This window comes from Sulfitobacter sp. AS92 (assembly GCF_038900015.1).
GTDB lineage: Bacteria > Pseudomonadota > Alphaproteobacteria > Rhodobacterales > Rhodobacteraceae > Sulfitobacter.
In genome coordinates, this window is record NZ_JBBMQL010000001.1 from 586,967 (window position 1) to 603,150 (window position 16,184).

At 60.2% G+C, this 16,184-nt stretch carries 22 protein-coding genes; 6 read left to right on the forward strand and 16 right to left on the reverse strand.

All coding sequences use genetic code 11. The features are described 5' to 3' along the window. Positions 1-23: 23 nt before the first annotated feature. Together fahA and hmgA are read right to left on the reverse strand one after the other, a co-directional pair. Complete coding sequence (fahA, locus tag WNY61_RS02875; RefSeq protein WP_342849937.1) at positions 24-1,277, reverse strand: fumarylacetoacetase; 1,254 nt, start codon at positions 1,275-1,277, stop codon at positions 24-26. Between the two features lie 26 nt (positions 1,278-1,303). Beyond that, a complete protein-coding gene (gene hmgA / locus WNY61_RS02880) occupies positions 1,304-2,638 on the reverse strand; it encodes a homogentisate 1,2-dioxygenase (RefSeq protein ID WP_342849996.1) in 1,335 nt (444 codons plus the stop codon). A 93-nt stretch (positions 2,639-2,731) separates the two neighbouring features. Between hmgA and WNY61_RS02885 the strand changes: the two genes are divergently transcribed. Beyond that, on the forward strand, positions 2,732-3,181 hold the full coding sequence (locus WNY61_RS02885) for a MarR family transcriptional regulator (protein ID WP_342849938.1): 450 nt from the start codon (positions 2,732-2,734) through the stop codon (positions 3,179-3,181). Between the two features lie 26 nt (positions 3,182-3,207). Further along, entirely contained in the window at positions 3,208-4,092 is an 885-nt protein-coding gene (locus WNY61_RS02890; protein ID WP_342849939.1) for a DMT family transporter, read from the forward strand. Positions 4,093-4,094: 2 nt separating this feature from the next. Here WNY61_RS02890 and WNY61_RS02895 read toward each other — a convergent pair whose 3' ends face one another. Then, positions 4,095-4,904: a division plane positioning ATPase MipZ gene (locus WNY61_RS02895; RefSeq protein ID WP_342849940.1), complete on the reverse strand. Its 810-nt coding sequence runs from the start codon at positions 4,902-4,904 to the stop codon at positions 4,095-4,097. Positions 4,905-5,137: 233 nt separating this feature from the next. Between WNY61_RS02895 and WNY61_RS02900 the strand changes: the two genes are divergently transcribed. Further along, the gene (locus tag WNY61_RS02900; protein ID WP_342849942.1) at positions 5,138-5,821 is read left to right on the forward strand and encodes a hypothetical protein; all 684 of its coding nucleotides are present in this window, start codon (positions 5,138-5,140) and stop codon (positions 5,819-5,821) included. A 181-nt stretch (positions 5,822-6,002) separates the two neighbouring features. Here WNY61_RS02900 and rpmE read toward each other — a convergent pair whose 3' ends face one another. The 12 genes from rpmE to WNY61_RS02960 all read right to left on the reverse strand — a co-directional run bounded on the left by rpmE (position 6,003) and on the right by WNY61_RS02960 (position 13,118). Then, positions 6,003-6,224, reverse strand: coding sequence for a 50S ribosomal protein L31 (gene rpmE / locus WNY61_RS02905; RefSeq protein WP_007118064.1), 222 nt, complete (start codon positions 6,222-6,224; stop codon positions 6,003-6,005). Between the two features lie 11 nt (positions 6,225-6,235). Continuing rightward, entirely contained in the window at positions 6,236-6,619 is a 384-nt protein-coding gene (gene rplS / locus WNY61_RS02910; RefSeq protein WP_342849944.1) for a 50S ribosomal protein L19, read from the reverse strand. Between the two features lie 254 nt (positions 6,620-6,873). Beyond that, a complete protein-coding gene (locus tag WNY61_RS02915) occupies positions 6,874-7,035 on the reverse strand; it encodes a DUF1328 family protein (RefSeq protein WP_007118062.1) in 162 nt (53 codons plus the stop codon). A gap of 69 nt (positions 7,036-7,104) precedes the next feature. Further along, on the reverse strand, positions 7,105-7,893 hold the full coding sequence (gene trmD / locus WNY61_RS02920) for a tRNA (guanosine(37)-N1)-methyltransferase TrmD (protein ID WP_342849945.1): 789 nt from the start codon (positions 7,891-7,893) through the stop codon (positions 7,105-7,107). Continuing rightward, positions 7,890-8,681: a hypothetical protein gene (locus WNY61_RS02925; protein ID WP_342849946.1), complete on the reverse strand. Its 792-nt coding sequence runs from the start codon at positions 8,679-8,681 to the stop codon at positions 7,890-7,892. Before WNY61_RS02925 ends, trmD begins: the two co-directional genes overlap by 4 nt. 15 nt (positions 8,682-8,696) lie before the next feature. Further along, the gene (gene rimM / locus WNY61_RS02930) at positions 8,697-9,224 is read right to left on the reverse strand and encodes a ribosome maturation factor RimM (RefSeq protein ID WP_342849947.1); all 528 of its coding nucleotides are present in this window, start codon (positions 9,222-9,224) and stop codon (positions 8,697-8,699) included. Next, positions 9,221-9,370: a hypothetical protein gene (locus WNY61_RS02935; protein WP_007118058.1), complete on the reverse strand. Its 150-nt coding sequence runs from the start codon at positions 9,368-9,370 to the stop codon at positions 9,221-9,223. Before WNY61_RS02935 ends, rimM begins: the two co-directional genes overlap by 4 nt. Then, entirely contained in the window at positions 9,370-9,999 is a 630-nt protein-coding gene (gene bluB, locus WNY61_RS02940; RefSeq protein WP_342849948.1) for a 5,6-dimethylbenzimidazole synthase, read from the reverse strand. Before bluB ends, WNY61_RS02935 begins: the two co-directional genes overlap by 1 nt. 16 nt (positions 10,000-10,015) lie before the next feature. After that, the gene (gene rpsP, locus WNY61_RS02945) at positions 10,016-10,402 is read right to left on the reverse strand and encodes a 30S ribosomal protein S16 (protein WP_007118056.1); all 387 of its coding nucleotides are present in this window, start codon (positions 10,400-10,402) and stop codon (positions 10,016-10,018) included. Between the two features lie 49 nt (positions 10,403-10,451). Then, positions 10,452-10,760 (reverse strand): chorismate mutase, encoded by a 309-nt coding sequence (locus tag WNY61_RS02950; protein ID WP_342849949.1) that lies wholly within the window; start codon positions 10,758-10,760, stop codon positions 10,452-10,454. Continuing rightward, complete coding sequence (gene ffh, locus WNY61_RS02955; RefSeq protein WP_342849950.1) at positions 10,757-12,268, reverse strand: signal recognition particle protein; 1,512 nt, start codon at positions 12,266-12,268, stop codon at positions 10,757-10,759. The genes WNY61_RS02950 and ffh overlap by 4 nt, the downstream gene beginning before the upstream one ends. Positions 12,269-12,533: 265 nt before the next feature. Further along, positions 12,534-13,118, reverse strand: a complete 585-nt coding sequence (locus WNY61_RS02960) for an NAD(P)H-dependent oxidoreductase (RefSeq protein ID WP_342849951.1) — start codon at positions 13,116-13,118, stop codon at positions 12,534-12,536. Positions 13,119-13,245: 127 nt separating this feature from the next. Between WNY61_RS02960 and WNY61_RS02965 the strand changes: the two genes are divergently transcribed. Both WNY61_RS02965 and WNY61_RS02970 read left to right on the forward strand, forming a co-directional pair. Beyond that, complete coding sequence (locus tag WNY61_RS02965; protein ID WP_342849952.1) at positions 13,246-14,133, forward strand: LysR family transcriptional regulator; 888 nt, start codon at positions 13,246-13,248, stop codon at positions 14,131-14,133. Beyond that, entirely contained in the window at positions 14,121-15,047 is a 927-nt protein-coding gene (locus WNY61_RS02970; RefSeq protein WP_342849953.1) for a DMT family transporter, read from the forward strand. The genes WNY61_RS02965 and WNY61_RS02970 overlap by 13 nt, the downstream gene beginning before the upstream one ends. Before the next feature lie 190 nt (positions 15,048-15,237). Here the strand turns inward: WNY61_RS02970 and WNY61_RS02975 are convergent, their stop codons facing one another. Then, positions 15,238-15,594: a metalloregulator ArsR/SmtB family transcription factor gene (locus WNY61_RS02975; RefSeq protein ID WP_342849954.1), complete on the reverse strand. Its 357-nt coding sequence runs from the start codon at positions 15,592-15,594 to the stop codon at positions 15,238-15,240. A gap of 239 nt (positions 15,595-15,833) precedes the next feature. Between WNY61_RS02975 and WNY61_RS02980 the strand changes: the two genes are divergently transcribed. Next, a complete protein-coding gene (locus WNY61_RS02980) occupies positions 15,834-16,184 on the forward strand; it encodes an AtpZ/AtpI family protein (RefSeq protein WP_342849955.1) in 351 nt (116 codons plus the stop codon).

Consider the following 16,184-nt stretch of genomic DNA (forward strand, 5'->3'; position numbering starts at 1 on the left):
GCGGTCAGGGCGCGTTCATGTGTTCAGGAAAAGTCGATTGCCGGGCGAATTTTGCCGGTGCAGGTGCCAAAACCCACGCGGAAGCCGTCGCCCTGCGCGTGGCCGGTGAGGGTCAGCGTGTCGCCGTCTTCGACAAAGCTGCGGCTGCTGCCGTCTTTCAGGGTAATAGGCTCTTTGCCGCCCCACGACAGTTCCAGCAGCGACCCGCGTTGCGATTTCTCGGGGCCTGAGATGGTGCCGGAGCCGAGCAAATCGCCCGCGTTCATCGCGCATCCCGAAGAGGCGTGATGCGTCAACTGCTGGGCAGCGGAGTAGTACATCTCGCGGTAGTTCGTCCGCGCAATCTCCTCGGCCTCGCCGCCTTCGGGCTGGATCAGCACCGACAGGTCGATGTCATAGAGGCCCGGTTTCTCTTCGCGCAGGTAGGGCAGGAGTTCTTTCTCGCGCTCTGGCGTGGAGGTGCGGAACGGCTCAAGCGCGTCGCGGCTCACGATCCAAGGGGAGATCGAAGTGGCGAAGGCCTTGGCTTGGAACGGGCCAAGCGGCTGGTATTCCCACGCCTGAATATCACGCGCCGACCAGTCGTTCAGCAGGACATAACCAAATATCATCTCGTCTGCTTCTTCGACGCTGATCGGCTGGCCCATCTCAGTAGAAGTGCCGACGATCGCGCCCATTTCCAGTTCAATATCGAGCTTCTGGCAAGGGCCGAAATGCGGTGCATCGGCATCGGGCGCTTTTAGCTGGCCATTGGGCCGCGTGATCGCGGTGCCCGAGACGACGACGGTCGAGGCGCGGCCGTTGTACCCAATCGGAATGTGCAGCCAATTCGGCGGCAGGGCATTCTCTGCCCCGCGAAACATCGTGCCGACATTGGTCGCGTGGTGTTTGCCCGCGTAGAAATCGGTATATTCCGAGACCATCATGGGCATGTGCAGACGGGCATCGGCCATCGGCACCAGATGCGGCGCGACGGTGGCCTGTTCGGCGGCATCGGCGCTGAGCAGTTCAATCAGCCGCGCACGCAGGGAGGCCCATGCCGCTGGGCCAAGGTCCATCATATCGTTCCAATAAGGCACGTCAAACACAGGATCTTCGGCAAGGGTGATAAGGCCCTCTTCCTCCAAAGCGGCCATGTCGAGGATCTGATCCCCAATCGCCACACCGCAGCGCGCCTCTAGCCGATTTGTCGTAAAAACGCCGTAAGGCAGGTTGTTGAGGGGGAAATCGGTATCAGCGCTGTTGGCGCTTTCCACCCAAGAGGTCATCAGGGTCATGTCGGTCCTTTCAGGGGGCAGGCGGGTCACTTCTTGCCCGGTGTGCCGTCGAATTTCTTTTCCAAGCTTTCCCAGCAGTCGATGTAGTCATCCTGCAAAGGCGCTTCTTTGGCGGCAAATTCGGTCAGATGCTGCGGAAAGCGGGTCTCGAACATGAACGACATCGTATTGTCGAGCTTATGCGGCGCAAGCTCAGCGTTCGATGCGCCCTCAAACGCATTCCGGTCAGGCCCATGCGGCAGCATCATGTTATGCAGGGACATCCCGCCGGGGATGAATCCCTTCGGCTTGGCGTCATACTGGCCGTGGATATTGCCCATCAGCTCAGACATGATGTTCTTGTGATACCACGGCGGGCGGAAGGTATCTTCGGCCACCATCCAGCGGTCGCGGAACAGCACGAAGTCGATGTTGGCGGTGCCTTCTACGCCCGAGGGCGCGGTCAGCACGGTAAAGATCGACGGGTCGGGATGGTCAAAGAGCACCGCGCCTACGGGGCAATAGGTGTTCAGGTCGTATTTCACCGGGCAGTAGTTGCCGTGCCATGCCACCACGTCGAGCGGCGAATGCCCGATCTTTGTCTCGTGAAACTGGCCACACCATTTGATCGTCACCGTCGAAGGCGTCTCGCGGTCCTCAAAGGCCGCTACGGGGGTTTTAAAGTCACGCCGATTGGCCATGCAATTGGCCCCAATTGGGCCACGGCCGGGCAGATGGAATTTCTGGCCGTAATTCTCACAAACAAACCCCCGCGCCGGACCGTCCAGCACTTCGACACGGTAGACCAACCCACGCGGAATGATGGCGATCTCTTGGGGGGCGATGTCCATCTCGCCGAGCTCGGTGCAAAAACGTAGGGTGCCTTCCTGCGGGACAATCAACAGCTCGCTGTCGGCAGAGTAGAAATAGCTATCAACCATGCTGTCGGTAACGAGATAGATGTGGCTCGCCATCCCGACTTGAGTGTTCACATCGCCTGCGGTTGTCATGGTGCGCATGCCGGTAAGCCATGTCAGCGCGGTGTCGGAATGCGGCACGGGATCCCAGCGGTACTGGCCAAGGCTGGTCACATCCTGCGGCACATGCGGGGCGGATTTCCAATAGGGCAGGTCGATCCGCTCATACCGCGACGAATGTTTGACCGACGGGCGGATACGGTAGCACCATGTCCGCTCATTCTGATGGGACGGCGCGGTAAATGCGGTCCCGGAAAGCTGTTCGCCGTAGAGGCCGTAGTTGCATTTCTGCGGGGAGTTCATGCCCTGCGGCAACGCGCCAGGCAGGGCCTCTGTCTCAAAATCATTACCGAAACCGGGCATGTAGCCCGGATGCGTGCCCGAAGTGGTGGCCGCGGTTGTCATCGTCGATGGCTTTGAATGGTTGGTCATCTGTGCCCCCTTGCAGAATCTGTTGCAACTGTAATAGTTGTATTTGTAACTAACAAGCGGCGTGATATGGAAACTGACGAATTTCAATTGCAGCAATTCCTCCCCTATCTTCTGAACCAAGCGGCAGAGGCGTCTTCGCTGGAGTTTCAGCAGATCTATAAGGATCGCTACGGCATGCTGCGCACAGAGTGGCGGGTGCTGTTTCATCTTGGCCTCTATGGCCGCCTCACGGCGAGCGACATCGGCCAGCGCGCGCGGATGCATAAAACCAAGATCAGCCGCGCCGTGCACCGTTTGAATGAGCGCCGCTTTGTTGACCGTACCCGCAACGAGGATGACCGCCGGGTCGAGTATCTGTCGCTGACCCGGCAAGGCCAAGCGGCCTATAACGATCTGCGCGCCGTCGCACGGCGCTATGATGCGGCGTTGATGGATGCACTTGATCCCGCCGAGGCCGAGGTGCTGCGTCGGGCGCTGCTCAAGCTGTCAGAAGCAGGCCCGGGGGGCTTTACTTAAGGCTTGGAAAACGCCACCGATGGCGCATGACTGATCAAACCAAAGGCCTCCTGCTCACCTTTCTCGGGGTGATGTGCATCGTTCCCGAAGCGCTTTTCGTGCGGGTCATCGACGCGCCGATGCTGACGCTGGCGTTCTGGAAGGTGACCCTCGTGGGATTGGCGATTGGCACGGGGTTGCTTGTGGCGCAGGGCACCGCACCGTTTCGCGCTCTGCGCCGGGCCGGATGGGCCAGCGCGATCTATGTCGGCGGCGTTGCCTGTGCCGGGGTGGGTTTTGTGCTGGCGGTGCGGCTGACGTCGGTGGCGAATGTCGTATTCATTCTCGCCTCGCTCCCAGTCTTTGCCGCGATCTACAGCCGGGTCTTTCTAGGTGAGCCGATCAGCCGCCGCATGTTCCTTACCATTGCCGCAGTGCTGGCGGGGCTGGCAGTAATCGCCTTCGGGTCAGGCGAGACCGAAAACGCGTCGCGGGCGGGCGATCTTTTGGCATTAGCGATCTCTGCCATCTTCGCAGGCGCACTGACTGCGGCGCGGCACGCGCGGGCGGTATCCATGGTGCCGGCGGTTGCGCTGGCTTATCTGCTGGCGGGGCTGGTGCTGCTTCCCGTGGCGCAACCCTTGCAGATGCCCAGCTCAGAGTTGCCCCAAATGCTACTCTATGCCGTCTTTATGGCGGCCAGTGCTGGGCTCATCGCCATTGGGCCGCGCTATATTTCAAGCGCGGAAGTGGGCCTGCTGGTGCTTTTGGAATCCGTACTTGCACCGCTACTTGTCTGGGCCGTACTGGGCGAAGACCCGGGCATCTATGCGCTGATCGGCGGGGCGATTGTGCTGGGTGCGCTGTTCTTATCGAACCTCGTCGCCCTCGCTCGTCGCCGTCGCGTGGTGGCACCGCTGCCCCACCACTAACATTAAAAGTCGGCAGTCACACCCGGCAGTTCCAGCGCCTTAATCAGATCGCGAAGTTCTTGCCGCGCGGCGATGTTTGAGATGTTCAACTGCTTCACCCCGATATCCTTGAGGTCAAGCAACGTCAGACCGCGCGGGAACAGCTCGCGAAAGATCACCCGCTCATTAAATCCCGGTGCGGTGCGAAAGCCGATCCGCTTGCTAAGATTGCCAATCGCGCGTTCCATCTTTTCCTTATTCACCATCCGCTGCGCACCCAAACGGTTGCGCACCACGACCCAGTCAATCGCCGAAAGCCCGGCCTGCGCCCGCAATTGCCGCGCGTTCCAGACCATCTCGGAATAGACAGACGGCCCGGTGATCTTTTCCCCGTTGGCGTCGATATGGGCCAAAAGGTCAAAGTCGATGAAACTGTCGTTCAACGGCGTGATCAGCGTATCCGCCAGCGAATGTGCAACTTGGCTCAACCGTGTATGCGAACCGGGGCAGTCGATCAGAATGAAATCATTGTCTGGCTCCAGCTCCGCCACGGCGGCGCTCAGGCGATGATCATACATATTCTCACCGGGGCGCAGGGTGCTTGCCTCAACATCCGGTAGCTCACATAAGCCAGGGCTTGCCAGTGTCAGGCCAGACTCGCGCAAGAAATCGCGACGGTTCTCAATATAGCGGCCAAAAGTCCGTTGCCGCAGATCAAGGTCCAACCCGCTAACCTTATGCCCAAGCCGCGCCAAAGCCGTTGCCACATGCATGGAAACGGTCGATTTTCCCGCGCCGCCCTTTTCGTTACCGACGACGATGATATGCGCCATTCTGCTGTCCCTTCGCGCCCGCCGTTTCAGCAGGATATTGTTGAGCCACACTATATGTAGGGTTCTCAACTTTGGAAAGTGGCGAGGGAGCTTGTAAAGCCAGACCGTGGCAGCTCTGCCGCTTTTGGACATCAGAGTTATCTGCGCTATTTTCACTGTCAGAGGCGTAGTGTAACACCGCGTTTTGCTGCCCCAGAGGGGGGCCAGAGTAACCGTTGAAGCAAGGCCTCCCTATGGCAGATCCTACCCCCGGCACATCACGCAATCCAAAACCAAGGACCGCGCGCGGCGTGCTGCCGTCGCTGGGGGCGGTGATTGCTGAGTTCGCACTTGTGTGCCTGCTGGTGGCGCTGGTGCCGGTTACGGTTTATCTCGATACAACAGTCTTGGGCGACGGCGTCTCAGAAGAGTCGCTGACAGAGCACCTGCACAACGTGTTACTGGCTGTCGCTGTCGCGATCTTTGTGCTTGGGGCGTACCGGCATGTGGGCATGCGGGGGTATCTGACGTTGGCGGCGACGCTGTTTGCCTGCATGTTTTTGCGCGAATATGACGCTGTGTTGGACCGTATCCAACACGGTTTTTGGATTTATCCCGCGCTGTTGACGCTGACAGTGGGCTGTCTAATCGCCTGGCGCAACCGGGGGACTACCCTTCTGCCAATGTTGCATCACCTGCAAACGCGCTCGGCCACTTTTGTTTATATCGGCGTGGTGCTGCTGCTCTTCTTTTCGCGCACTTTCGGCACTGGCACCCTATGGGAAGCGGTCATGGGGGGCGCTTATGATCCACAGGTTAAAACCACCGTCCAAGAAGGCATAGAACTTCTTGCCTATCTGCTGATCGTCTACGGCGCGGTTCTCTCCCATCTACACGGTTACGGTGCCCAAGCCGCCCTACAAGAACGCCGCCTCTGACCCCAGCTGCCGATTGCGCGCTGCTCCAATCGGCACGTGACTTCCCCCCCATTTCATCCTTTTGCAAATACCGTGCACCTCGCCAGCCCAAAACGCCCTGTCCCGCTTTTATCCCAACCTAAAACGCAAAAGGCGCGACCCGCAGGGGCCGCGCCTTTGTTTTCGCAATGAGGGAAAAGGCTTAGAAGCCCAGACCTGCGTATTTGTTCTTGAACTTCGACACGCGGCCGCCGGTGTCCATGATCCGGCCTGTGCTGCCGGTCCATGCGGGGTGCACGGAGGGGTCGATGTCGAGCGACAGTTGGTCGCCTTCTTTGCCCCAAGTCGATTTCATTTCCACAACAGTGCCGTCGGTCATTTTGACGTTGATGATGTGGTATTCTGGATGTGTATCGGCTTTCATCGACCTGTCCTTTAAGCTTTCGCGCCCGAGAGCGGCTTGTAGTGGGCGTTTTCGACAATACGTGCGGATTTACCGCGACGGCTGCGCAGGTAGTACAGTTTGGCGCGACGAACGCGGCCACGGCGTACTACTGTGATGCTGTCGATGTTGGTCGAATGCAGCGGGAACACACGCTCCACGCCTTCGCCAAAGGAAATCTTGCGCACGGTGAAAGACCCGGCAATGCCGCGGCCGTTTTTGCGCGAAATGCAGACGCCTTCGTAGTTCTGCACACGGGTGCGGGTACCTTCGGTGACTTTAAAGCCAACACGAATGGTATCACCGGCACGGAAGTCGGGGATCTCTTTCCCCAGTTCGGCGACTTGTTCCGCCTCGATCTCTGCGATCAGGTTCATCTGACCTATCTCCTATGATGTTCGCGGTATTCCACGAAATTATGTTGCGACCCAGAGCTTCGGGTTCTGCCGGGCAGCGCCGTGATCATTTCGGATCGCAGGGCCCCCGCCGGAGGTATCGTCGTCATTGCTTTATTCGCTTGCGCCTAAACGCAAAGCACCGGAGCCGCCAAAGCTGCTCCGGATGAGGGGGGTATAGGGGCAAGGGGCTGCGGGATCAAGGGGGCTGTTGATGCCCTTGATCCCGCCAAACTCTAGGCCAGCGCAATCACGCCCAAGACGACAAGCAGGAACAGCACCAGCACGATCCCGATAAGCACCTTTGCCCCGGTCAGGGCCGCACCGGAAACCCGGCCAAATCCCAGAAGTGCCGCCACAGCTGCGACAATGAGCAGAATTAGAATAATCTCTAGCATGTGTTGTCTCCCTCCAATGTGAGAGATCAACGCCGCGCTGAGAGCGGCAGTTCCTCAAGGCACGGGCGCTTAGCCCTTATCTTGATGTTTGGCCCACATGTCGGGGCGGCGCGTGCGGGTAAGTTCCTCGGCCTGCGCTTGTCGCCATTTGGCGATCTCGCCGTGGTTGCCTGACATCAACACAGGGGGGATTTCGCGCCCTTCCCATTCGGCGGGCCGGGTGTATTGCGGATGCTCCAGCAGTCCCGAAGCATGGCTTTCTTCCTCAATGCTTTCAGCATTGCCCAGTACGCCGGGCAGCAGACGTACCGTCGCGTCGAGCATCGCCTGCGCCGCCAGTTCCCCGCCGGTCATCACAAAATCACCCAATGAGACTTCTGTGATGCCGAATTGTTCAATCACCCGTTCATCCACACCCTCAAAGCGCCCACACAGCAAGGTGACCCCGGCGCAATCTGCCAGATCCCGCGCCATCGCTTGATCAAACCGCTGCCCACGCGGGGACATGTACAGGACAGGCCAGCGCCCATGCGCATGGCTCTGCGCTTCGGCCAGTGCGGGGCCGACCACATCGGCGCGCATCACCATGCCCGCGCCACCGCCCGCAGGCGTGTCATCGACGTTGCGGTGTTTGCCAATGCCGAATTCGCGCAGATCATGGGTGTGTAACTGCCAGCGCCCGTCTTGCAGCGCCTTGCCGGTCAGGCTGGCCCCCAGCACGCCGGGGAAGAGATCGGGAAATAGCGTCACGACCCGCGCCTGCCAAACGTCCGCATAATCGGGCGCGTCCTGCATCAGGGTGCGGGGCTTCAGGCTGGGCCGGACGCTTTGGCGACCATGGGAGCGGGTGGGTTTCATGCGGTTCCTGCCTGTTCGAGGATGGCGGTCTTGGCGCGGCGGCGCGCCTCAGGGTCATCGGCGTGTTGGCGGTTGGCGTCAAGCATAGCTTGCAGCACTTCGGCCGGGGGCCGAACATTGATGGGCGGCGATTGCACGAGCGTTTTCACGACATTCGCCGGCAGATCACAGAGATCAACAAGCGGGGTCGCAGGGCCGAGCGGCAGATCGTGGCAGTTTTCCAACCTGACGTGCTGCACGCGGCAGGGCAAGCGGGCGGCGATCTCGGACGCCATGGCATCTAAGTGCGCTGCAGATGCGTAGCGGGCGGAGAAAGACTTAAGGTCCAGCGTCATCGAAGAAGAGCTGACATGCTCCCAATAGGCAGAGCGTATCCAGCTCTCAGGCGCGCGGGTGGAAAGATGGACGATAATCTCGGCGTCTGGAAAGCGGCGGTGCACGGTCTGCCACATCGTAAAGATCAGCTCAGGTGCGGCGCTGTAATCGGCCAGATCGCCCCGGCCCGGCATGTGCCCGGCCAATTCCTCAGCCGACAATATGAGCGTGCGGCGCGGCATCCGTGGCAGCGCCCCCAGCACTGCGTCAAAGCGGTGCTCGACCTTCAAAAGGGTGATCGGATCGCGCCATGTCGAATAGCCGCGCGTTGCATGCAGCAGGTCTTTCAAATGCCAGCGCAGGCGCAGGGCGACATGAGGTTTTAGCGCCGCTCGGTTGGCCCGCAGCGTGGCTTGGATGCTGCTGGTGCCGGTCTTGTGAAAGCCGGGATGCAAGATGATCCGGCGCGGCATTATCCAAGCCCGCGATCAGCCATCCGCCGCATCCGGCAACACACCGAGCGGCGGGTCCGCGACAATGCGGCCAGAGGCCAGATCGACGGTTGGTACAGCGGCTTTGGTGAAGGGCAGGAAAGTTGTGGCAGAAGTGCCTGCCAGTTGCAGTTCCAGCAGATCATCAGCGCCGTGATTCTGCACCGTTTTGACCCGGCCCAACAGCGTGCCACCAGTGTCATAAACCTCAAGCCCGATCAGATCGGCGTGGTAGAACTCATCATCCGGCAGGTTCGGCAGTTGATCCCGCGCTGCGAACAGCAACAGGCCGCGCATCTCGTCGGCTTCTTCTTTCGTCGTGATCTCAGCGATGCGGGCGGCGAAACCGTTTTTGACCTGATGCAGTAGGGCAAGGTTGAAGGTCCGGCTGCCGTCTTCGGTGTAAAGCGGGCGGTAGGTCTCGATATCTTCGGGTGCTGCGCAATAGCTCTTCACGCGCACTTCGCCGCGTACGCCGTAGGCACCGGCGATGGCACCGACGCAGATCAGGTCTTGGTCACTCATTGCAACAACTCCGAATTCACACAGATCGTCCCGGTCCATTCCCCGGCACCGGTTTTGCATTCGTCCTGCATTAACTGCCGATCATAGCGGATGCCAAGGACAAAGCCGAGCACCAGCACGGCCAGAAGGAACAGTAATTTTCTCATTAACGGGTCTCGATCTTCAGGCTTGGGGCGCGGCTCTCCCAGCCCTTGGTTTCCAGTTCCGGTGTTAGGCTGTTGTCCTGCGGCCATCCCATGCAGAGATAGCCCACCAGCGACCAGTCTTTCGGCACGTCAAGATCACGGTTCAGCCGCACAGGGTCAAGCACCGAGACCCAGCCCAATCCAAGGCCGTGGGCACGGGCAGTGAGCCACATCAGGCTGATCGCGCCGACCACGGAATAGCGGCGCATTTCTGGCATGGTTCCGGCACCAAGGCCGCTGCCCTTGTCGGTGCTGTCATCGCAGTAGATCGCCAATTGCTCCGGCGCATCGCTCATGCCCGAAAGCTTGAGCCCGGCATAGAGCGCGGCCTTCTCACCGTCATATCCGGCAAGGGCGCGGGCATTGGCTGTTTGGAAATTCTCAAGCGCGGCTTGGCGCGCGGTGTCGGACGTTACGCGGATGATCCGCCACGGTTCCGACAGGCCCACAGAGGGGGCGAGGGAAAAGCTGTCGAGGCAGGTTTGCACCAGCGCCTCGTCCAGCGGGTCTGTGCGAAAGCGGCGCACATCGCGCCGCCACCGCATCAGGTCGTGCAGCCCGGCACGGAAGTCTTCAGAGAATTCATCCATGCCGGGCGCTCGCAGCTTATTCTGCGGAAGCTTCTTCGGCAGGTGCGTTGGCAGCTTCAGCAGCGGCAGCGGCTTTGTCGGCCTTCTCCTGCACGCGTTCCTGAGCTTTCTTGCCCGGTGTGCCCTTCTTGGGGTTGTTACGCTCGGTCTTTTCGCGGACGCCAGCGGCTTCCAGCATGCGTGTCACACGCTCGGTCGGCTGGGCACCTTTGGCGATCCATGCTTCGATCTTTTCAACGTCCATCTTTACGCGCTCTTCGCTGTCTTTCGGCAGCAGCGGGTTGTATGTGCCCAGCTTCTCGATGAAGCGGCCATCGCGTGGCATGCGGCTGTCGGCTGCAACGATACGGTAGAAGGGGCGCTTTTTGGAGCCGCCGCGGGCGAGACGAATTTTCATAGCCATGGTGAGTAGTCCTTTGAGTTGGTGTGCAGGGTGGGGGTGACCCCCGGCCTTACGTTTGGTGGCTTTTATGGTGCTGAATGACTTCAGCGATGATGAAGTTCAGGAACTTCTTGGCGAATTCGGGGTCGAGGTCGGCCTCTTTCGCCAAATCTTCGAGCCGTGCGATCTGGGCCGCTTCGCGGGCCGGATCGGACGGGGGAAGGTCGTGTGTGGCCTTGAGTTTCCCCACGGCCTGTGTGTGTTTGAACCGCTCGCCTAAGGTATAGACGAGGATCGCGTCGAGCCGGTCGATCGAGGCGCGGTGCCCTTTCAACAGCTCGGCGGCGCGGTTGGCGATATCTGTGGTGGTGTCGGTCATTTCTTTTTCCCGAAACCGCTGAGCCCGCCGGGCAGGCCCATGCCGCCGCCGCCCATGCCGCCCAGACCGCCGGGCAGCTTGCCGCCCATCTGCTTGGCCGCCGCTTCGAGCGCCTTTGGGTCCATCTGGCTGGGGTCCATGCCGCCGGGCATGCCGCCCTTGCCCATCATGCCCTTCATCGCTTGCTTGAGCATGCCGCCTTTGCCCATTTTGCCCATCTTCTTCATCATGTCGGACATCTGGCGGTGCATCTTCATCAGCTTGTTGAGGTCGGAAACCTCCATGCCGGCACCGCGTGCGATACGCTTTTTGCGGCTGGCTTGCAGCAGGGCAGGGTTGGCACGCTCTTTCTTGGTCATGGACTGGATCAAGGCGATCTGCTGCTTGAGGATCTTGTCATCAAAACCGGCGTCTTCGACCTGCTTGGCCATTTTGCCCATGCCGGGCATCATGCCCATCATGCCCTGCATGCCGCCCATCTTGATCATCTGCTCAAGCTGCATCTTCAGGTCGTTCATGTTGAACTGACCCTTGGCCATGCGCTTCATCATCTTCTCGGCCTGTTCGGCCTCGATGGTTTCTTGGGCCTTCTCAACCAGCGCGACGATGTCGCCCATGCCAAGGATGCGGCCCGCGATGCGCTCAGGCTCGAAAGTCTCAAGCGCGTCCATCTTTTCGCCAAGACCGACGAATTTAATCGGCTTGCCGGTCACGGCACGCATCGAGAGCGCCGCACCGCCACGGCCATCGCCGTCCATCCGGGTCAGAACGACACCGGTGATGCCGATACGCTCGTCAAAGTTCTCGGCGGTGTGCACGGCGTCTTGGCCAGTCAGGCCGTCGACCACGAGCAATGTTTCACGTGGATTGGCGACGTCACGCACGGCTTTGACCTGTTGCATCAACTCTTCGTCGATGGACAGGCGGCCCGCAGTGTCGAGCATATAGACGTCATAGCCGCCCAAGCCCGCCTGCGTCTTGGCGCGTTTGGCGATCTGCACCGGGGTCTCGCCCTTGACGATCGGCAGTGTGTCGACGCCGATTTGCACGCCAAGGATCGCCAGCTGTTCCATCGCCGCCGGGCGGTTCACGTCGAGCGAGGCCATCAGCACGCGCTTGCCGTCACGCTCCTTCAAGCGCTTGGCCAGTTTCGCGGTGGTGGTGGTTTTACCGCCACCCTGAAGGCCGACCATCAGGATCGGCGCGGGCGGGCTGTCGATCTTGAGTGCGCCGGGCTCCCCTTCGCCTTTCAGCGTGTCGATCAGCGCGTCATGGACGATCTTCACGACCTGCTGGCCGGGCGTGACCGATTTGGTCACCGCTTGGCCGGTGGCCTTGTCCTGCACCGCTTTGACAAAATCACGCGCCACGGGCAGCGAAACGTCAGCCTCCAGCAGGGCGACGCGGACTTCGCGCAGGGCGGTTTTGACGTCTTCGTCGCTGAGCGCGCCTTGTTTGGTCAGGCGGTCAAAGACACCAGAGAGCCGTTCGCTGAGATTTTCAAACATGGGCACAGGGCCTTTCGGGTCGGTTGCACTTGCCCTTACTTAAGGACGCGCGCGAAAATGCACAAATGCCCCAGTGGGCGCAACGCGCTGACTGGGGGCGATCCCGACGCCATGTCGGGACCGGAAGGCAATGCTTCCGGAGATTGAGGGGCGTTTACGCGCTGGCGCGGCGCGTGTCAAGCCGGGCAGGGCGGGCGGCATAGCACCGCCATGCGAAAGCCGCGCCCCGGTGACGGGACGCGGCTGTTTCTGAGGGGAAGGCTGCTTAGGCCGCGTCGCGCAGCGCGTCGATCTGGGCATTGGCGCGGGCGATGGTGCCTTCGGCGTCTCCGGCCAATTGGTCCGCTGCGACGAAGGTCACATCGGTGATGCCCAAGAAACCCAGCACGAAGCGCAGGTAGCCGCTGGCGAAATCGGCGGCGGAATCGATTCCGGTACCGCCTGAGGCGAAGGCGACGATCACGCGCTTGTTTTCCAGCAAGCCCACGGGGCCTTCTGCAGTGTAGTTAAAGGTCACGCCGACGCGGGCGATCAGGTCAATCCACGCTTTCAAAGACGCGGGGATGGTGAAGTTGTAGATCGGCGCGCTGATGACGATTGTATCGGCGGCTTGGACTTCGGCAACCAGTGTGTCGGAGAGGGCGAGGGCGTCTTGATCCAAGGTGCTGCGCTCGTCGGCGGGTTTCACGCGGGCGCTGGCCCATGTGGAATCGATCAGCGGCAGGGGCTCGGTGGCTATGTCGCGGGTAACAACGTCACTGTCGCCGAGGGTGGAGATGATGCGGTCCGTCAGTTTGCGGGTGACAGAGTTTTCGCGGTTCACGGAGGTTTCGATGCGCAGGGTGGCCATGATGCTGGTCCTTGTTCCAATGGTAAATCTGATGACATGGAATTGGGCATTGTGCTCGCGAACGCAACTGCCAGAATGAATGTGACCATGTTCGTAAATGCACAGGTCGGGACGGCAGGGTGAGTGAATGGACAATTGGGACGAGATCAGAACCGCATTTCAGGTTGCGCAATTGGGGACGGTAAGCGGCGCGGCAGAGGTGCTAGGCGTGCACCATGCTACCGTTATCCGCCATATCGATGCTTTGGAGGGGCGGCTCGGCGTCAAACTGTTTCAACGTCATGCGCGCGGTTATACCGCGACCGAGGCGGGCGAAGACCTTTTGCGGGTGGCGCGGGCTACGGATGATCAGTTCAGCCAATTGGCCGGGCGGATCAAAGGTCGGGGCAGCGATGTCTCGGGCGAATTGGTCATTACCTCGCTTGATTTTTTGGCGCCACGGCTGGCCCCGCTGCTGACCGAGTTTCAGCGTCAGAATCCTGAGTTGGTGGTGCGTTATCTTATCGGGGATCGTCTGTTCCGATTGGAATACGGAGAGGCGCATGTGGCAGTCCGCGCAGGCGCCGCGCCAGACCAGCCCGACAATGTGGTGCAGCCCTATTCGCAGCTTTCGGTGGGGGCCTATGCCAGCCGGGACTATGTGGCGCAATACGGCATCCCGCAGGGGCCGGAGGATTACCCAAAGCACCGTTTCATCGCGGCAGACAACCGCGACAGCCGCGCGCCCTATCACCAATGGCTTTGGGCCAATGTGCCCGAGGAAAGCATCACTTGGCGCAGTTCCAGTGGTGCCGCGATGGAAGCAGCATTGCGGGCCGGGGCAGGGATCGGCGGTCTGCCCGCCGCGATGGGGCGCGCAGACCCTGAGCTTGTCGAAATCCACGCGCCGCGCGCCGATTGGGGCAGCGCGCTTTGGTTGGTGACCCATGTTGATTTGCACCGCACCAGCAAGGTGCAGGCGGTGCTGCGCTTTCTAAAGGAACATGCCGAGGAAGCGGTCTCATGTCCCGACTGAGCGTTTCGGCACAGGGCCATTTGGCGATGCTGTGCTTCTCGGCGCTGGTGGCTGGGTCATTCTCGCTCGGGGCGCAGGTCGCGAATGAGATCACGCCGACGGCGTTGAATACAGTGCGGTTTGGTTTGGCGACGTTGCTGGTTGGCGTGCTGGCATGGGGGCGGGGCGATATCAGCCGCGCGGGATTTGCCGCGCCTTGGCGATACTTTGTGCTGGCGGCGCTCTTTACCCTGTATTTCGTGCTGATGTTCGAGGGGCTTAAAACCGCACCACCGGTTGCTGCGGCGGCGGTCTTTACGCTCGTCCCGGTGATGGCGGCGGGGTTTGCGTGGCTGCTGATGCGGCAGGTCATGACGCCGCGCATGGCGCTGGCGCTGGCGATTGGTGGGGCCGGGGCGCTTTGGGTGACCTTTCGCGGTGACCTCGCGGCGCTTTTGTCGTTCGATATTGGACGCGGGGAGGCGATCTATTTTGTCGGCTGCATCAGTCACGCAGTCTATACACCTATGGTGCGGCGGTTGAACCGAGGCGAAAGCGCGGTGATGTTCACTTTTGGCACGTTACTGGCGGGCACGGTGTTACTGGCGCTCTACGGTTGGCAAGATATCCGCGCGACGAACTGGAGCGCCCTGCGCCCCTTGGTTTGGATCACTATTCTATACGTTGCGGTCTTTGCCACGGCTGCCACGGTGGTCTTGCTGCAATTCGCGGCGTTGCGGCTGCCGTCGGCCAAGGTGATGGCCTATACCTACCTCACGCCAAGCTGGGTAATCCTGTGGGAATTAGGCTTTGGCAATGCGCTTCCGGGCAGGATGGTTTGGGGAGGCGTCCTGATGACGATTCTGGCGCTTTACCTGCTGCTACGCGAAGATAGAGCGGAAAAATCACAAAAATTCAAAAAGTTGTGGACTTGATGGAACCAGAGTGCTCAATCCTGCGTTGGGGCGTGAAATCATAGTGAAGGACACAACCATGCGTAGTATTATTTACCTGATCGGGTTGATCGTAGTGGTATTGGCTATTTTGCGTTTTGCATTCGGCGTCATCTGACCGTCGATTGATCCTCCCCTTGTCTTATTTACCTCGTGGCAAGGGGGGATCACTCTACTCTGACCCTGAGCGCGCTACGCCTTCGCCCGCATCAGGCAATTCGATTTCTAGAAATCGCTCGAAGGCATCAAGGTTCACCGGCTCGAATTGCCCGAACCCTTGCATCCAAACCGACGCATTTCGCAGCGCATCCGGTTCCAGCTTGCACCATTTCACCCGCCCACGTTTTTCCTGACTGATGAGTCTGGCTGCCGTCAGCACGCCTAGGTGTTTTGAGATTGCCGCAAGCGACATTTCAAAAGGCTCGGCCACATCCGTCACGGCCATATCGTCCTCTAGCAGCATCGCTAGGATGGCGCGGCGGGTTGGGTCGGCAAGGGCGGCAAATACCTGATCTAGGTCCTGGGTCATGCACCTGCATAGCGCGGAGCGCGGGCGTGGGAAAGCGAGCATGACGCTAACTTAACCATTGGGTTGAATAAGGCTGGGGCGCACTTTTACTGGGATTTCGCCGAGATGTTTCAACCCTTAAAGGCACGGTATAAATTTAAGTCTCTGAAATATCAGCATTATTCGCATGTCCGAACGCAGTTGACTCTAACCCGCCCTAACATTAGCACCGCAGCAGATATTCCGATGGGGATTTTGGTGTGACCAGCCCGGACCAACGGCAGCAGATCGAGCAGCTTGAGGCCAAACTGGCGGCTGCGAAACAACGCGGCGCACCCACGCCCCGAGCGGATGAGCATTACTCTCAGGCCAATATGGCGTGGCGGATGGTGATCGAACTTGTGGCCGGTCTTGGGATCGGTTTCGGCATCGGATACGGGCTTGATGTGCTGTTTGGCACGCTGCCCATCTTCATGGTGCTCTTTGTAATGCTGGGCCTTGCGGCGGGGGTGAAGACGATGCTCCGCACCGCTAAGGAAATCCAGGACAAACAACAGGCCGAATTGGCCGAACAGGATACGCCCCATTCGGGCAAGGACGAGGGAGCCTGA

Excerpts from the sequence above, each read along its gene's own strand:
- fahA (WP_342849937.1), bottom strand. The coding sequence starts at position 1,277 with ATGACCCTGATGACCTCTTGGGTGGAAAGCGCCAACAGCGCTGATACC.
- trmD (WP_342849945.1), bottom strand. The coding sequence starts at position 7,893 with ATGAAACCCACCCGCTCCCATGGTCGCCAAAGCGTCCGGCCCAGCCTG.
- rpsP (WP_007118056.1), bottom strand. The coding sequence starts at position 10,402 with ATGGCTATGAAAATTCGTCTCGCCCGCGGCGGCTCCAAAAAGCGCCCC.
- WNY61_RS02885 (WP_342849938.1), top strand. The coding sequence starts at position 2,732 with ATGGAAACTGACGAATTTCAATTGCAGCAATTCCTCCCCTATCTTCTG.
- WNY61_RS02950 (WP_342849949.1), bottom strand. The coding sequence starts at position 10,760 with ATGACCGACACCACCACAGATATCGCCAACCGCGCCGCCGAGCTGTTG.
- WNY61_RS02925 (WP_342849946.1), bottom strand. The coding sequence starts at position 8,681 with ATGCCGCGCCGGATCATCTTGCATCCCGGCTTTCACAAGACCGGCACC.
- WNY61_RS02890 (WP_342849939.1), top strand. The coding sequence starts at position 3,208 with ATGACTGATCAAACCAAAGGCCTCCTGCTCACCTTTCTCGGGGTGATG.
- WNY61_RS02975 (WP_342849954.1), bottom strand. The coding sequence starts at position 15,594 with ATGACCCAGGACCTAGATCAGGTATTTGCCGCCCTTGCCGACCCAACC.
- WNY61_RS02895 (WP_342849940.1), bottom strand. The coding sequence starts at position 4,904 with ATGGCGCATATCATCGTCGTCGGTAACGAAAAGGGCGGCGCGGGAAAA.
- WNY61_RS02970 (WP_342849953.1), top strand. The coding sequence starts at position 14,121 with ATGTCCCGACTGAGCGTTTCGGCACAGGGCCATTTGGCGATGCTGTGC.
- WNY61_RS02935 (WP_007118058.1), bottom strand. The coding sequence starts at position 9,370 with ATGAGAAAATTACTGTTCCTTCTGGCCGTGCTGGTGCTCGGCTTTGTC.
- WNY61_RS02960 (WP_342849951.1), bottom strand. The coding sequence starts at position 13,118 with ATGGCCACCCTGCGCATCGAAACCTCCGTGAACCGCGAAAACTCTGTC.
- WNY61_RS02900 (WP_342849942.1), top strand. The coding sequence starts at position 5,138 with ATGGCAGATCCTACCCCCGGCACATCACGCAATCCAAAACCAAGGACC.
- rpmE (WP_007118064.1), bottom strand. The coding sequence starts at position 6,224 with ATGAAAGCCGATACACATCCAGAATACCACATCATCAACGTCAAAATG.
- hmgA (WP_342849996.1), bottom strand. The coding sequence starts at position 2,638 with ATGACAACCGCGGCCACCACTTCGGGCACGCATCCGGGCTACATGCCC.
- ffh (WP_342849950.1), bottom strand. The coding sequence starts at position 12,268 with ATGTTTGAAAATCTCAGCGAACGGCTCTCTGGTGTCTTTGACCGCCTG.
- bluB (WP_342849948.1), bottom strand. The coding sequence starts at position 9,999 with ATGGATGAATTCTCTGAAGACTTCCGTGCCGGGCTGCACGACCTGATG.
- WNY61_RS02965 (WP_342849952.1), top strand. The coding sequence starts at position 13,246 with ATGGACAATTGGGACGAGATCAGAACCGCATTTCAGGTTGCGCAATTG.
- rplS (WP_342849944.1), bottom strand. The coding sequence starts at position 6,619 with ATGAACCTGATCGCAGAGATCGAGGCGGAACAAGTCGCCGAACTGGGG.
- WNY61_RS02915 (WP_007118062.1), bottom strand. The coding sequence starts at position 7,035 with ATGCTAGAGATTATTCTAATTCTGCTCATTGTCGCAGCTGTGGCGGCA.
- rimM (WP_342849947.1), bottom strand. The coding sequence starts at position 9,224 with ATGAGTGACCAAGACCTGATCTGCGTCGGTGCCATCGCCGGTGCCTAC.